General features: G+C 46.1%; 13 protein-coding genes. 3 read left to right on the forward strand and 10 right to left on the reverse strand.

Annotation, left to right across the window (positions count from 1 at the left end):
• Positions 1 to 3: 3 nt before the first annotated feature.
• The 7 genes from F0231_RS12235 to F0231_RS12265 all read right to left on the reverse strand — a co-directional run bounded on the left by F0231_RS12235 (position 4) and on the right by F0231_RS12265 (position 8,452).
• The gene (locus F0231_RS12235; RefSeq protein WP_171760013.1) at positions 4 to 1,098 is read right to left on the reverse strand and encodes a NapC/NirT family cytochrome c; all 1,095 of its coding nucleotides are present in this window, start codon (positions 1,096 to 1,098) and stop codon (positions 4 to 6) included.
• 316 nt (positions 1,099 to 1,414) lie between these two features.
• Complete coding sequence (locus tag F0231_RS12240) at positions 1,415 to 2,011, reverse strand: LysE/ArgO family amino acid transporter (RefSeq protein WP_171760014.1); 597 nt, start codon at positions 2,009 to 2,011, stop codon at positions 1,415 to 1,417.
• Between the two features lie 28 nt (positions 2,012 to 2,039).
• On the reverse strand, positions 2,040 to 2,552 hold the full coding sequence (locus F0231_RS12245; RefSeq protein ID WP_171760015.1) for a lipocalin family protein: 513 nt from the start codon (positions 2,550 to 2,552) through the stop codon (positions 2,040 to 2,042).
• 38 nt (positions 2,553 to 2,590) lie between these two features.
• Complete coding sequence (locus F0231_RS12250; protein WP_171760016.1) at positions 2,591 to 2,848, reverse strand: hypothetical protein; 258 nt, start codon at positions 2,846 to 2,848, stop codon at positions 2,591 to 2,593.
• A 99-nt stretch (positions 2,849 to 2,947) separates the two neighbouring features.
• Positions 2,948 to 5,758 carry an Hsp70 family protein gene (locus F0231_RS12255; RefSeq protein ID WP_171760017.1) on the reverse strand — a complete coding sequence of 937 codons (2,811 nt, stop codon included), beginning with the start codon at positions 5,756 to 5,758 and terminating at the stop codon, positions 2,948 to 2,950.
• Between the two features lie 127 nt (positions 5,759 to 5,885).
• Complete coding sequence (locus F0231_RS12260; protein WP_171760018.1) at positions 5,886 to 7,820, reverse strand: Hsp70 family protein; 1,935 nt, start codon at positions 7,818 to 7,820, stop codon at positions 5,886 to 5,888.
• Entirely contained in the window at positions 7,820 to 8,452 is a 633-nt protein-coding gene (locus tag F0231_RS12265; RefSeq protein ID WP_171760019.1) for a DUF2760 domain-containing protein, read from the reverse strand. The genes F0231_RS12260 and F0231_RS12265 overlap by 1 nt, the downstream gene beginning before the upstream one ends.
• Before the next feature lie 324 nt (positions 8,453 to 8,776).
• Between F0231_RS12265 and F0231_RS12270 the strand changes: the two genes are divergently transcribed.
• Together F0231_RS12270 and F0231_RS12275 are read left to right on the forward strand one after the other, a co-directional pair.
• Positions 8,777 to 10,306 carry a sensor domain-containing diguanylate cyclase gene (locus tag F0231_RS12270; RefSeq protein WP_171760020.1) on the forward strand — a complete coding sequence of 510 codons (1,530 nt, stop codon included), beginning with the start codon at positions 8,777 to 8,779 and terminating at the stop codon, positions 10,304 to 10,306.
• Positions 10,307 to 10,393: 87 nt separating this feature from the next.
• Entirely contained in the window at positions 10,394 to 10,924 is a 531-nt protein-coding gene (locus tag F0231_RS12275) for a 3'-5' exonuclease (RefSeq protein ID WP_171760021.1), read from the forward strand.
• 62 nt (positions 10,925 to 10,986) lie between these two features.
• Here F0231_RS12275 and F0231_RS12280 read toward each other — a convergent pair whose 3' ends face one another.
• From F0231_RS12280 to F0231_RS12290, 3 genes are all read right to left on the reverse strand, one after another.
• Positions 10,987 to 11,433 (reverse strand): TerB family tellurite resistance protein, encoded by a 447-nt coding sequence (locus F0231_RS12280; protein WP_171760022.1) that lies wholly within the window; start codon positions 11,431 to 11,433, stop codon positions 10,987 to 10,989.
• A 77-nt stretch (positions 11,434 to 11,510) separates the two neighbouring features.
• The gene (locus F0231_RS12285) at positions 11,511 to 13,412 is read right to left on the reverse strand and encodes an alkaline phosphatase D family protein (RefSeq protein ID WP_171760023.1); all 1,902 of its coding nucleotides are present in this window, start codon (positions 13,410 to 13,412) and stop codon (positions 11,511 to 11,513) included.
• A gap of 3 nt (positions 13,413 to 13,415) precedes the next feature.
• A complete protein-coding gene (locus F0231_RS12290; protein ID WP_171760024.1) occupies positions 13,416 to 13,781 on the reverse strand; it encodes a hypothetical protein in 366 nt (121 codons plus the stop codon).
• Positions 13,782 to 13,898: 117 nt separating this feature from the next.
• Here F0231_RS12290 and F0231_RS12295 point away from each other — a divergent pair, with 117 nt between their 5' ends.
• Positions 13,899 to 15,224, forward strand: coding sequence for a MipA/OmpV family protein (locus F0231_RS12295; RefSeq protein ID WP_171760025.1), 1,326 nt, complete (start codon positions 13,899 to 13,901; stop codon positions 15,222 to 15,224).
• The last annotated feature ends 68 nt before the right edge of the window (positions 15,225 to 15,292 follow it).

Consider the following 15,292-nt stretch of genomic DNA (forward strand, 5'->3'; position numbering starts at 1 on the left):
TTCTTAGTGACCAGCCACATCTTTTGCGTGGTTCTGGAAGAATTTAGTCAGTACTTCTAAGTCGTATTCTGAAATGTCGGTACGGTCACCCATGCCTTTTGCAACTGGGCCCCACGCGTTGACAGTAAAGTGACCTGCTGCAATTTTTGCGTGACAGGTTGAGCAGTAAACCGTGTCTAGTTGCTCTGCGTAATCCCACAATGGTTCTTGGCTATCAAGCACGGGTGCGGTGATTTCAGTTTGAAGAGAAGCTGAGCGCCATTCGTTACCGTATTCATCGGCTTTGTATTCACCGACCGTCAGTGCAGCTTGGCCGGCATCAGTCAGCATTGCGACGATTGCACGTTGACCTTCGCCAAAGTAAAGAACTTGCTCTGCGCCTTTCATCTGGTACGCGTCTAGCTGAACAGTTCGAGATGTGTCAGTTTGAGCGATTACGTGCAGTTCAGTGGTTGGGTTTATGGTACCTAGATCACCCATTTGAACAGCTTCAACTGGGTAAACAGTTTTGGCATTTGGGTCGGTCTTCTCAGTGAATGCCATTAGGTTGTCAAACGCTGCGCTGTCCATTTCTGGCTCTGGAGCAAAGTGAGCAACACCTTTGTGACAGTCGATACAGGTTTGATTGTTGTCTTGGCCATATTGGTGCATTTTGGCCGCATCTTCAGACTGTTCGTATGTATCCATAGCTTCGAACTCGTGACATGAACGGCAAGTCGCTGAGTCGTTAGCGCGTAGTTGAGCCCATACCGTTTCAGCCATCGCCATACGGTGCTCTTCATACTTATCTTCAGTATCAATTTTTCCTGTCACGAACTCGTGGTAAATATCCTTGCTCGCGCGGATTTTTGTGATCACGTAGTCCATAGGATCTGATGGGATATGACAGTCAGAACACTCTGCACGTATGCCTTTAGCGTTACTAAAGTGAATGGAACCTTCGTACTCTTCGTACGGGATCTCCATCGAGTGGCAAGAGACACAGAATTCAGTGCTAGAGGTGTAGTGCATAACTGCTGCGGTGCCACCTAGGGTTAACCAACCGATAGCGATGCCAGCGACGGCGATTAGGGCAATATATCTTTTCTTAATTGACATGAAGTGTAATAACTCTTAACAAAAATACATGTTTAGTCGCAATTTACTCCTTTAGTGGTAGTTGATATTGATCTTGCGCATAACCATGAATAAAAAATGGTTTTAGTGGATAAATCTGGTGAGAGGATCAAATTACCAATAATCCCAGGCTTTTGTTTGCTTTTGGGTTTCATTTGTTTTGTGAATGTGTTTGAACGGTGGCTTGTTTAGTCGAAGCGCGAAAGTGTGGAAACAGGGGCATGCTTCACCATAGCCAATCAAGACTTTGGCTATGATGAAAGAGAATGCGGTGTATAGGTAGAGTGGGATTTGAGTATTACAAGACCAAAGAAATCGCGATGATACTCATGATGACGCCTACGCAGAATTCGAGCACCTTCCAAGATTTTGGTTTTCGGAATAGGGGAGCTAAGAATCGAGCGCCGTATCCAAGGGAGAAGAAGAACACGAACGATGCCGTGATAGCCCCCGCGGCAAACAGCGCCTGGTTTGGTTGATATTGAGTAGAAATCGAGCCAAGCAACACAACAGTGTCAAGATAGACATGAGGGTTTAGCCAAGTGAAGGCTAAACACATAGTGATTGCTTTTAACGCGCTAGCGCTGCTTTTGTCACTGGTGTCCATCCCGTGATACGAGGTGAAAGCCGACTTAAAGCTCAGAAGAGCATACACGGTAAGAAAAAGCGCACCGCCATAACGAGCAAACTGTTCAATCTGAGGATACTGTTTCACAATCGCGCCAAAACCTGCCACACCGAAGCTGATCAACAGTGCATCTGAAATGGCGCAGACCGCGCAGACCAAAAGTACATGCTGGTTTTTAAGCCCTTGCTTGAGAACAAACGCATTTTGCGAACCTATCGCTAGGATAAGCGACAAACCAAGGGAAAATCCCGCAATATAAGTCGTCATGATTTTATGTGCCTACAGAGTTCCGAGATCAGTGGTCCACAAAAATTATCTGTTCTGTGTCGAAGCCGCGGTCTTTAGACATTGAGAGGAATTTATCGATAACCGACTGTTCGACTTGAGGCTCTCTGGCCAACAGCCATAAATAGTCGTTGTTAGGGCCTGAAACAAAAGCGTATTGATTGTCAGCTTTGTCTAACTCGAACACAACGTAAGAGCCATAGAATGGCCCAAAGAATGACACCTTGAGGTAGCCCGTCTGTTCGCTGTCGACGAAGTAAGCTTTTCCTTCCGCTTCTTTCCACTCTTGGTTTTCGACTGAGTAGCCTCGATTAATGACTTTGACTCCGCCATCATCGCGCAAAGAGTAGTCGGCAGTAACCTTGGTTAATCCTCGTTCGAAAGAGTGGTCAAGGCGTGCAATTTCATGCCATGTCCCCAAGTAATTTTCGAGTTCGAACTCTTGAACTGGTGCGACTTTATCAGGCATACCTAAGCAGCCAGTTAGCGCTAGGGTCAGAAGTAGAATGAGTCCTTTTTTCATAGAGAACCTCCCGTTCTATGGAAATGAAAGTCTTTGTACTAACGAGAAAAAATACGTGATAGCTTGTGTCCAATGGCAAAGCTTAACACGGTAACTGTAACGATCACGAATACTGAATAGAGATGACCGATAGTGGGTGAGATGCCGAATCCCCAAACAAAAGAGAACACCAGCCCTTGGTAAGCCTCATAAGGCCATTGATGGATAGGGAAGTGAGAATCGCCTGAAAGTAAAAATATCAGCCCGAGTATTCCGAGCAGCGCAGTACAGGTACCGACAATAGAGTGCCTATTCATGGGATGTAAAACTCGCTTATAAGTAAGGTTAAGTCGGTGATGTTGTAAAGCTTAGAGTAAACCGAAAAAGGAGTGCCGACGTCAAGCCGGCACTGAACTTTACTGATTTACTAGCGTTAAGCCGCTTGGCAGAGCATCACCAAATACGCGTTTCGATTCGCTTTCTGATAGCTCTTTGACTTGCTCAACCAGTGTTAACCAAGAATCAGGGACTTTGCTCTGTTTGAGTTTCTCGATCACTTGAGTGCGGAAGTCATCTGAAATATCAAACAAGCGATCGCCAGTCTTACGACAGATCATTACCGCTGCAAACGCGATCATTGGCTCTTTCTGCCAGTTTTGCTCCAGAAGCTTTGGTAACCATTGCTCTGCTTGCTCACGTGGGATAACGCTATGCTGGCTACCATAAAGTGGCGTGCGAGAAGCCAAACGACCTAATGCCCACCAGTGTGCTTGCTCAAACTGATTGTGATTGATGGCTTTGCTTAAGCACCATGAAGCAAGAAGAACCTTGTCTTCAACTTCTAAGTGTTCTAGCGATGCCGCTAAACGCACCATCGATTCGTAACCCATTTCTTGCGCAGTTTTTGCTGACTGAGGGTTCTTCATCGCACCAGGATGCAAGTACTTAGCAATATCAGCCAGAATTGTCTCTTGCTGCTCTTGGCTTAGGCCGCCAGCGATGCGTCGCCAGAATACCCACCAGTCGGTCCAGCCTTGGTGATTCTTGAACTGAATACCTTGTTGGTACAATCCCCAAACCTGTTCGATGCGCCATGAATCTGTAGCGTCCCCAAATCCCGGTCTGAGCGAGAATCCAGCAAGGCGTAGCCAGTTCTTCTCGTGGGGTTCCGAGCGGCGACGGCGTTTACGACCTAATGCAAAGGCATCAAACAAGTGGCGAAGGGTAGTAAAATCCCACTCATCGCGTTTACCGAGTTTTTTCTCAAGCTCTTTCGCTAAGGTTTTGATCTCTTTGCCGTCTGCGCTCTTTTTGTTGCCGCTATAAATGCGTGAAATCAGTTCTTTGCACTCATTTAAACGAGGGTGAAGGCTCTCTTGTTCAGCTTCATCTGCTTTTTGGTTTCGAACCTCAAACTCAAGCGCCCAACGTTTACTGTCATCATCGACATTAACGCACTCCATCTTGAGTGTGCCGACTTCAGTCAACTGACAGGCAAGTTGTACTTCAACACGCTCTTTTTGGTTCGCTTGCAACTCACGGCCTTCACCTTCCAAGGTAGAGATGTAAGGGGGCAGAGGAGCAAATAGGTCAGGGTCGACATCCACCATGACGCCATTTTGAATGGCAGTGTTGTTGGTCAAGGTATCGTGGGTGGTTGTCAGCAGATTGAATCGTACAGGTTCACCCAATGTCAGTGAGAATCGGCGACCGCTTAGACGAATTTCCTGACCTTCTTCCGTCCCTTTTGAAAGCAGGCAGAGTGCTTTGCCCATTTTGTTCTTTTCTTGTAGATGCAAGAAGTACGAGCGGGCAGCACCACCCCCAATTTTAAGCTGAGCACCACGACGTGCTTTACCAAAAGCAACTGCACCTAAAGCGACAGACCAATCAGGGTGGGGGTTGTCTAAAACAGTAACGTCAGAGCCGCGCCAATTTCCAAGTAGGCGGGTTACACGCTCCGTGACAAGGTCACTATTAAACACACCACCGTTAAGAAGCAAACCAACAGGGACTGCTGGCTTTGATGTGTCCTCTTGCTTTAAAGCAGAGTATGAGACTTGTTGGTGCTGGTTCAAGAACTCAGCGACATGCTTACTGACTGCAGGGTCGGCAACATACGGCAAGCCAAACTCAACAACAGCGCTTCGACGTTTGTCAGGTGTTTCGCTGAAGTCCGAAAGTGGGAAAAATCCATCGAGCGCAATCTGGTGCACTTCTTGTTTGGTTAAACCAATACTCTTTGTACCACCCAGCAGTTTAGAACCACTGCCAAGCATAGTGATTTTAACCTCGTCTGGCGCATCAGAAGAAAGAAGGTTCTCTTTTGCTTTGCGAGTCTGCTGAATAAGCTTGGTCAGGCTAGCCGCATTGAGCTTTTTCGATTGGTTAAAACGAGTTTCCGCTAGGTGTGCAAGGGCTAAGTCTAGGTTATCGCCGCCAAGCATTAAGTGCTCACCGACACCAATACGGTCTAAAGCTAGCTCATCATTTGAATCGAAGCTTGCTTCAATCAAACTCAAATCGGTCGTACCACCACCGACGTCACACACGAGAATAAGCGGAAGCTCTTTTAGCTCATCGTTCGCGGTTTGCTGGTGGCGTGCATACCAGTCATAACAAACGGCTTGCGGTTCTTCTAAGAGAACAATTTTCTTTAGACCAGCCAGTTCTGCAGCTTCTAACGTCAATTTACGCGCGGTTTCATCAAATGAAGCAGGTACGGTAACAACCACGTCTTGATCTTCAAGCTTGTTACTCGGGTTGCGATAGTTCCATGCTTGGCGAATATGGTTTAGATAGCTCGCACTTGCTATTACAGGCGATACTTTATCGACGTCCGTCGCCCCAGCCCATGGCAGTATGTCACTGCTGCGATCGACCGCTTGGTGAGAAAGCCAGCTCTTTGCGCTAGAGACTTGGCGGCCTTCAACTTTTGCGCCAAGTTCGCGTGCCCATTCACCAACAATCACATGTTGAATATCTCCCGCAACAGGCGTGACTTCCCACGGAAGAGTGAGGTCGGTTGGTGCGATTTGGCCTTGAGCGGGGTGATAGCGAAATGAAGGAAGAAGTGGCTTACGGACAACTTCGCCAGGACCAATCAGCTGATCGATCTCAAATAGGGATACGTTGGATTGTTGTAGGTCGTCGGTGATTTCACAGAATGCCACAACCGTATTGGTTGTACCTAAATCGATACCGACTAAAAAACGAGGGGTTGCCATACAGAACCTTCTTATCAAAGAGTGATGACGAAATTTATTATTGTCGTTATTCCCAATTCAGAGCTGACTGATAAAGGGGAATGATAGTGCGATAAAATTACGGCACCCGTTAAGGTGCCGTATAAAATTATGCTTGGTCAGCTGGGTTTGAACTTGTCTCTTCACGAACATCAAATTCAACGTGCCATTTTTGACCGTTATCTGTCGCGATTGCTTCGAGGTACAGCGTACCAAGTTCAGTCACGCGAGATGCAAGTGTCACTGGAACAACTTCACCTTCGCGGCGACCTTCTGATACAGGCAGCGTCGCCTGAATTTCTGGCAGCTCTTCTAGCTCGTCTGGACCCCAATGATCTAAGTGCGTACCCGCTAGATCGTCACGGCGAACTGTTGAACCGAAGAACTGGAAGTTGACGGGTTGACCGATAATCAGACCAAACTCTTGGCTTGGTACATCAACACTTGAGCCTTCTTCCATACCAAATGGAGCGACACAAAGTGCTTCCATTGGAGGAGCCATACCAGGAATCGCAGGCATCGCGCTTTCGATACCCACGTAGTAGCTTGATGCGATACCACCGCGGATACGAACACCTTGACCACGACGTACAGAGCCGTAGTAAGAAGCGCCGCTTGCAACCGCTAAGTCTAGATCAACACCAGTCAGGCGTTGTGCCATCTCAGCATCTGCACCGATTAGCCATTCGTTGATGGTCTCTTCTAGACGATTTGCCAGAAGCGTTGATTTAAGAACACCACCGTTGAATAGAATCGCTGTCGGCTTAATAAAATCAGCAGATACTGCATCACCGCCCATACCTGGCATATTTGCAAATGGGTTGAAATCTTGAGCGGGAGCAGATTCTGCACCATTACCAGATAACGCGTTCGCTTGCTTAGTTAAGAATGCAGCAATATGACGAGTGATACCCGCATCTTGTGCGTAAGGCAGACCCATTTGAGTCAGTGCGCCTCGGTTGCGTTGTACTGGGTGCTCAGTCACCGCGACTTTCGGGAAGAAACCGTCAACCAAAGTTTGTTGAACTTCTTGCTGCGTTAATTCAGTTTTAAGCGTTGCACCAAGCAGTTTCGAACCACGGCTAGGGACAACAATCGGCACTGACTGAAGTTCACGATCGTTAAGCAGTGCTTCTTTTGCATCACGACAAGCGTGCGTCATCGCCTGAACTTGCCAAGGTTGCAGCTCTTTACCGTCTTGAGCGAGTTTCATTTTCAGGCGGTAAGCTAACGCTAGGTCCATGTTGTCACCGCCCAGTAGGATGTGCTCACCTACAGCGATGCGGTTTAGTGTCAGGTTGCCTTCGTCTTCGGTCACTTCAACGAGTGAAAGGTCAGTAGTACCACCACCGATATCAACAACCAGTACGATGTCGCCAACAGAGACTTCATCGCGCCACTTGTCATTGCTGTTATCAATCCAGTTGTACAGAGCCGCTTGCGGTTCTTCTAACAGAGTCAGGTGAACAAACCCAACATTACGAGCCGCTTCTGCAGTTAGATCACGCGCAGCAGGGTCAAATGAAGCTGGCACGGTGATCGTGACGTCTTGTTCAGCTAACGGGTTGTTTGGGTTTGTGTGGTCCCAAGCTTGCTTTAGATGCTCAAGGTAAAGTTCAGTCGCGCGAAGTGGCGATACTTTTTCAACTTCTTCAGGACTACCAGCAGGCAGGAAAGCATCACGACGATTAACGCCACCGTGACACAGCCAAGACTTAGCACTCGCAATCAAGCGGATTGGCGTTTTTGCACCTAGGTTACGCGCAATCGCACCAACTAACGCCGTAGGCTCAGAAGACCAAGGCAATACACGAGATGTAGGATTCATCTCATGCTCATGTGGTTGATACAGGAAAGAGCCCAATTGGCTGCGGGTTTCGACCGTACCTGGCGCTGTAAGCTGAGGGATAGGCATCACTTCAACGCGAGCATCTTCAGATGTGGTATCTACGTATGACAATACGCAGTGCGTCGTACCCAAGTCGATACCAACACTAAACACTGGTGTATCTGCTGCTTGCTGTTCGATGTTGTGGTTCTCCATTACAGCTCTACCTCGGCAGGAGCAATAACAGACGCATCGTAGTTTTCCGCAAGCTTAGGTAGGTTCATGCTGCTCGCTTTCCAACCTTTATGAACTAATGTGCCGTTGAATGGAGCGTTACCGGTTACGTTACCTGTTAGGCGAACTTCTTGCGGGTTGAAGCCTTCTGCAACGGTGATACGTGTCTCTTCATCTTCAGTGCGGATGTGCTCAAGCGTTACGTAATCTGCCAGAACTTTTTGGCCGCCAGTGTGAATAACGCGCGCTGCTGCGCCAACTTCTTCATCTGAGAATGACGTTAGATCTTCTTTCAGGAAATCAATAAGACGCGCTTCTTGCTGCATAATTGACAGAAGTTGCATTGCAGAGTCGGTTGAAGCGGTAGCCAGTTTAGATTCTACTTCGACGACTTTTTCGATCACTTTCTCTACTTCGACCACTTTTTCAACTTCAACGATCTTTTCGACAGGTTTTTCTACTTCAACGATTTTCTCTACCGGTTTTTCAACGACTTTCTCTACCACTTTAGACTTGCGTGATACTGCGATTAGAAGCAGAAGAACGCTTGATGCCGTTAAACCAGCATGAAGCATATCGAACGTTTGAGGAATCATTTGTAAATCGACTAGCATGACAATTCTCTTATGTTTTAGTTTAAGGAGAGATGAGCTCTATCTCTGCTTTGGCTCTCCACGCGTAGAGGGCCGAATTATTTTGATAAATTGGGGCAAATAGTAACATATTCAAGGCCTCACACGGCTACAAAAACAGGTCTAATCTGGTGTTTATCGAATTGGTTGGTCTGTTTTTAAGCGAAAATCGTCACAATATGCTTGTCTCGAACGTGAATAATATAAAAACTTTACCCTACGCTGTAAGAAACACTTTATGTTGATGAAAAGTTGTGGCTAAAATGAGCGTCGTTTATTTCATACGCAAAACCTAACAAAGCCTGTATGCATCGATTTACTAAAAAGAAGTTTCTCTATCCAATACTGACCTTTTTTATGACCGCTATTGTCACGTCATATGCGGTCTATTTTGCGTATCAAACTCAGCATGAACACACGGTTTCACTTGTGGATAACCTTGCAGAGCAGCAGGCAGAAAACTTACAGCAAATTGTAGAGAGTGATTTGCACTTTATCGGCGCCGGTGCCAACTTTTATCACTCAACAGAGCGAGCTGATTGGGACCGATTCTCTGTTTTCGCAGACCAACTTGTTGCCCAGTCAGAAACACTGATTGGCTTGCAATGGATGCAGAAAGTCGAAAGAGAGCAGGTGGAAAGTCATATTGTCCAGGTAAGAAAAACCTTTCCAAGTTTCGAACTCTATACCGTTCCTAAGGATGGCCCTAAAACCAAAGGGTATATCATGGCTAACAACGAGCCGATTTTTGTTGCGTCCGATATATTCCCGCGGAATGAGCAAAACATCGCACTGTTAGGTTTTTACTCTTCACGTCTTCGATTCCAATTGGTCCTTGATGGTCTGCTCGCGACAGGTGAGCCGAACGTGTCCGATAAGGTTCGATTGTTACAAGATGGACTGGATCGAACACTCAAAAAAACCGGTATGTTGGTTTACCACCCTGTTTTTGATATCAACAATGAAGATGAGCTAGTGGGCGTCGTGGTTGGGGTTATCCGAACGACGAAATATTTTGAAGGTCTGGTACAACGAACTGGAGCAGAGCAAGACTTGTTGGTGAAAGTCGTCGATATGGGCTTTGACGCTGAAGATGATCCCGTGCTGTATCAAAGTGAGCAGTGGGATGAGACAAGAGGCATCGAAATCACCAAACGAGTCACGTTACCCAATCGAGAGTGGTTGGTCGATTTTAAACTCGCTCGTGACATTACCGATAACGATAAGCTTGTACTCAGATGGATCTCTATCGCTGGGTTGGTGATTGCTTGCTTACTCAGTTACATCGTACTGTTGTTGGTGCGAGAGAAAGAGCATTTGGCGATACTCTTAGATGAGCGCACGAAAGAGCTGCAGTTTATGGTCGATCATGACACCTTAACCGGGTTGTACAATCGTCGAGCATTCAATCGCATTTTGGCTGATTTAGTTCAGCGCGAGCAGAGCTTCAGCTTAGTCGGTTTTGATATTGATAAGTTTAAGATGATCAACGATTTCTTCGGTCATATCGCGGGTGATGAAATGTTGATTCACGTTGCTAAAATTGTTCAAGAACAACTCTCTGAAGATGAAGTTTTTGTCCGAATGGGGGGCGATGAATTCTGTATCATTTCTCCAAAAACAGATTCAGCAGAACTGTTCAGATACTTAAATAATATAGGCCGTATTGTTGCGACTTCTGTCCATCAGTTCGGAGACGAAAAAATTCGTTGTACGTTGAGTATTGGTGCGGCCATTCGCGTACTCGACTCTGAGGAAGAGATTCTGCAAGCAGCCGATGCTCAGTTGTATAAGAGCAAACAGGCTGGGCGCAATTGTGTTACCGTTGCGGAATAACTGACCACTTAATCGTGTAGGGTTCGAGTTTTTATCGAACTTAATGTAGAATTTTGCGCTTTCTGAATATTTGAACATAGGCAAATCATGAACCATAACCGTGTAGTTTGTTTCGATTTAGAGATGTGCTGCTGGAATGAAAACGGTGTCGGTACAACTGGCGAAATCATCGAAGTAGGGCTTGCAGAGATTGACCTTGTAAAAGGTGAGATCGTAAAGCGCGCACAATACTACGTAAAACCAGAGCATGATGAAGTCTCACTGTTTTGTTCTCAGTTAACGGGTATCTCACCACGTAAGATTGAGAAACAAGGTCGTCCGTTGGAAGAAGTTCTCAAGTCGATGGTGAAAAACTTCGGTGGCGCGAACAAAATATATGCCGCGTGGGGACGTGATGACCAGGTACTGATTAAAGAGTGTCAAGAGAAAGGCATTGAGATGCCATTTCGTGAATTCATCAACTTAGCGACCCTTTATCGTATTCAGAATCGCCTTAAAGATAAACGAATTGGCCATAAAGCGGCGCAAGAGTCTAAAGGTATCGAATGGGAAGGGCGTCAGCACTCTGGTTATGTCGATGCTTATAACCTCGCAAAGCTTGCGTTGACGATGCTTTAAAGAGTAATTCGAAACATGAATGGTATAAAAAGGGAGCAGATGTGCTCCCTTTTTTGTTGGTATTACTTATCTGTGACGGCCAGTTTGGCGCGGATGAATTCACTATGGTCGACATAAAGAAGTTCTGCTGTTTTGCGTATTACGGAATCTTCTAGAGGATCTATTTCCCCATCTGCGTGCGCGACTTCCCACATTGCTTTTATCAGCTCAAAACGAGTCTGTTGACTTAACTCTCTGAGTTGCGAGGTGAAGTCATAGAGCGAAGCTGACTCTTTACTTCGATTTTCTGCTCTGGCTAACAGAGTCTGTGCGCCAGCATTATCAATACCTAACAGTTTACTGAGTAGCTCTCGCTTCGCATCGACCTCGACTTGTTCAATCTGATGATCGGCACCTGCGACTTCGCAAAGCAGGCAAGCGATGGCTAAATTGGTGTCAGGTTGAGCTGACTGGCCTAAATCTTGGCCTTCAAGCAGTTGTTTAAACAGAGATGTAATGGAATTTAGCATGCTAAAAGCCTTTTTTATGTACCATTCAATATAGATAGTGCTATTCGGAATTGTTCTCAAGGCTCTTTACAAAAACCTTACTTTTCTTTTATCGGTGGAAAGTCCCACTCAACACCGTCACCCGTCAAGATAGACACGCGCTCTGGCTTACCCTTGTCGTTGAGCTTGAGTTCACCAATGGCACTGGTATTGACTAACCTACGAACTCCTTGAGTATTTGGATCCCTTTTCTTCACTTTCAGACGTTTACGTTTGGTGAGAAAGTTCAGCGGAGAGCGAGGAGAATAAAGCAGTCGGTCTGCATGGTCACAAATCCCCAGTAACGGTTCAGGGAACTGATTTTTAAATCCGCTACAGGTGATTTGGTAGATATTAGGGCTATTGCGACGAAATCTAAGCTTAATATCGTAAGCAAACGAATAATGAACATCGCCAGATAAGATTACGAAGTTGGTTGGTGTTTTAGTGTGCGTGAAAATACTCAGCAATGTATTGGCACTGCCCGGGTGCGCCATCCAGTTTTCGGCATCAATCAGCAGAGGTTGTCCAAGTGTCGTGGCTGCTTTTTGCATTGCCTCTATCGCTTTAACACCAAACATCGGTGCGGCAGAAACGACCACGACCTTATCTTGATGCATCAGTTCGTGTTGAAACTCAATCAGGGCTTCCCAGTCCATCAATCCTGAGGGTTTGTTCATTCGAGATTCAGAGCGCCAACGTCGAGTTCGAGTGTCTAAAACAACCACTTTTGGTGACGAATGAATGGTGTAGTGCCAACGTTCAAACGTATATAAGTACTGAATAAATCGATCCTGAACGTCACCGCCAGGGTTGGACACAAACTCGTTGCCTATCGATAAGAACTCTTGATTGAAGTTATCCGGTTCATTCCCCCATCCCTGACAGAGCCAGTAAGCGATGAGTGCATTACCGATGATGCGATTTGAAAATGGATTGCTGTATGCCGCTTTCTCCCAGCCTATGGTCAGGTTCCAGTCATCCGTCACATCGTGATCATCAAAGATCATATAAGTGGGGATATGCGCAAACAGGCGTTGCACTTGAGGAAGACCAGCAATGAAATCCTCAATGATCGTTTTCTCATCACGCCATTGTTGTTGCCATTTCGGTGAAAGAGTTTGCCCACTGTGTGTGAATGCGTTGTCGTGTAGGCGATTGAGGTTCAAGCAAGGCCATAAGGTCGGTGACCACACCAGTAAGTACATCGCAAAGAATTCAGAGAATGTCACCAGATGGTTTTCAGATTCTCGCGAGCTAAAAATCGGCGTGTTGCGATGGGGGAAAAATTTGGTCAATAGACTGCCGTCATCAACATAGTGAGGCAGTATCTTGTCTCGCCCATAGTAGCAATCTTGGTGGTCAAATAACGCCTGACTTGATGCAATGGGTGAATCAGTAAACTGCTCGCTAGGTAGACCTAGCAGCTCTATCGTTTGAATGATGGCGTCCAGTGTCGGCCCCGCTACGTGGTCGGCGTATATTTGATCGCCGCTCATCATCAGCATATCTGGGCGCTCTTCAAGCTCTTGGTTCGCCACTTTGTTGTCTGCACTGACTAACGCATCAGGACTCGGGTGGTGAGGGTTTCGGCATGAGCCATGTAAGATGTAGTCAGCTTTAGTGGAGATCCTGAATGTGAGTGCTTGCTCACCCGGATAAAGCAGCTCTGGGTATAACGCCGTCAATGCACCATGCTGAGTCTTAAATTCATAGCTCAGCGCAACATTGGCTGGAAACTCCCCTTTAAAATGGGCGAGGGTAAGGTAGCAGCGTTCACCAATTTTTAGTTGCTGGCAATGGTCCAGGTCTTCACTAAAGATTAAACCTTGTTTAGGTTCTAAGTTGAGTTCAAATTGCCCTTGCAATGGCTCGCTTGTCACTAACCAAAACACGAGTTCGGTTGGCGTGACTTTGCGAATGATTGGGCCTGCGATGAGAAAGGGAAGATGATTATTCATTGATTACTCAGTTGGGGGCTCAGGTACATCAGGGTCTTCGAGTATTTCGATGATCTCTGAGCTTGAAAGTTCATGAGCCATTAAAAATAGAGCCAGCATTGCGTCCGCTTTTGTTTTTGTGTCCGCATTCTCCGCTAAAATCTGTTCGAAGCGGTGACGAATCATCTCAATTTCGTGTTCGACAAAGCCTCGTCCCTCTTCTTCACCTTGAATATCTTCAGGCGCTGAATCGAAAGCGAGAAACATGAGTTCACCGTCGAGTGATGTTTCCACTAAACGCTCGGGTAGCCAAGCCTCTCCCGTGACAATATCAGGGTCAAAATCGCTTGGTAATGAACTTAATAATCTTTTTAAATCTGAGGCTTTCACTATTTTTTGATTTGATGGATTATATATTTATATTTTAACGGCGAATGAAGCAGAAACCTAAGTATTAACTGTTTAACTGGTTAGATTTTGAGTGGCTTCGGTACTTTTGGACAAAAAATGGCAAATAATAAACGTCTGTCAGCGTTAGTTTTAGCGGTCAGTAGCTTAACTCTTCCATCAGCGTATGCTGAAGAATCATCGGTACTTGGTGAGCAAGAGTGGGGTATCGCGGCAGTCTATCGTACAGCTTCGATTCCTTTTACGACAGGTGATGGTGATCAAACCGTCAGCACTTTCGTTCCGATGATGTATTTTGAAAACGAGTATATCTTTGTTAATGGTCTAGAGGGTGGTGTACATCTTTTTGACAGCGAAGACGAGCAGTTTCAGTTCAATGCGTTAACTCGTCTACGTTTTGTTGATATTCCAGCGTCGTCTCAAAATGCTATAGGTGGTGATGCGGTCGATTTCGGTGGTCAGGTGCGTTATCAAATTGATGACACATGGACACTTGATGCGGAATTGATGGCCGATAAAGACTTTCGTTTTCATGGCAATCTAACAGCAACGGGTGAATATGAGTTTGGTGACTGGGAACTTACCCCGCATGCGACACTGCGCTATAAAGATGCTGACTTTAACAGTGAATACTATGCTTTTTCACTGGTGACAGGTGAACGTGTTGGGGCTGGTGTCGATCTCAATGTCGGGGTGAGTGCTCGCTACCATGTTTATGAAAACCTTTATCTACTGGGCGCAACCAGTGTAACCCGTCTGGACAATTCAGCGTATAACTCAGCTGCAATCGAAGATAGGTATCAGGGAGAGTTCTTTGTTGGCTTTGGTTTCTTTAATGACAAAAGCAAACCACGTAAGTCTGAGCTGACCAATAAACGCTATATTCGAATTGCTCATGGCTGGGCCACGCCATCGAATATTGGTGATATCCTCAAGTTCAATTCAGAAAAAGATCCATACAACAACCAGATGACCTCATTCTTCTATGGTCACCCTTTAACGGATGAGCTGTTTGGTGTACCAATCGACATCTACTTTACACCAGGTATCGCGCATCACTGGTCGTCGGATGTACAGTCAGCCTCCACTGAGTACATTGCTGCAATTAAGGCTTACTACACGGTTAACTGGCCAACGAAATGGCGCTTTGGTGTTGCAGAAGGTATGTCGTACATTGATAGCATCACCCATATCGAAGGTGCTGAGATGGAAGAGAAAGGCTATAACCCAAGTAACTTACTAAACTATCTAGACTTCTCGTTTGATGTAAATGTGGGCGATCTCTTTAATAACCGCGATCTTGACCGTATGTGGGTAGGTTATTCGATTCACCACCGAAGCGCGATCTTCGAGCAGGCATCGCAATATGGACGAATTAAAGGTGGTAGTAACTACAACTCAATTTACGTCCAGTTTGATTTTTAACGCCTCCTGAGCGAAATAAAAAGCCGTGAGTCTTTGACTCGCGGCTTTTTTGTATCTGGATGATCAAT

Origin of the sequence: Vibrio sp. RE86, from assembly GCF_013114545.1 — a bacterium.
Taxonomy (GTDB): domain Bacteria; phylum Pseudomonadota; class Gammaproteobacteria; order Enterobacterales; family Vibrionaceae; genus Vibrio.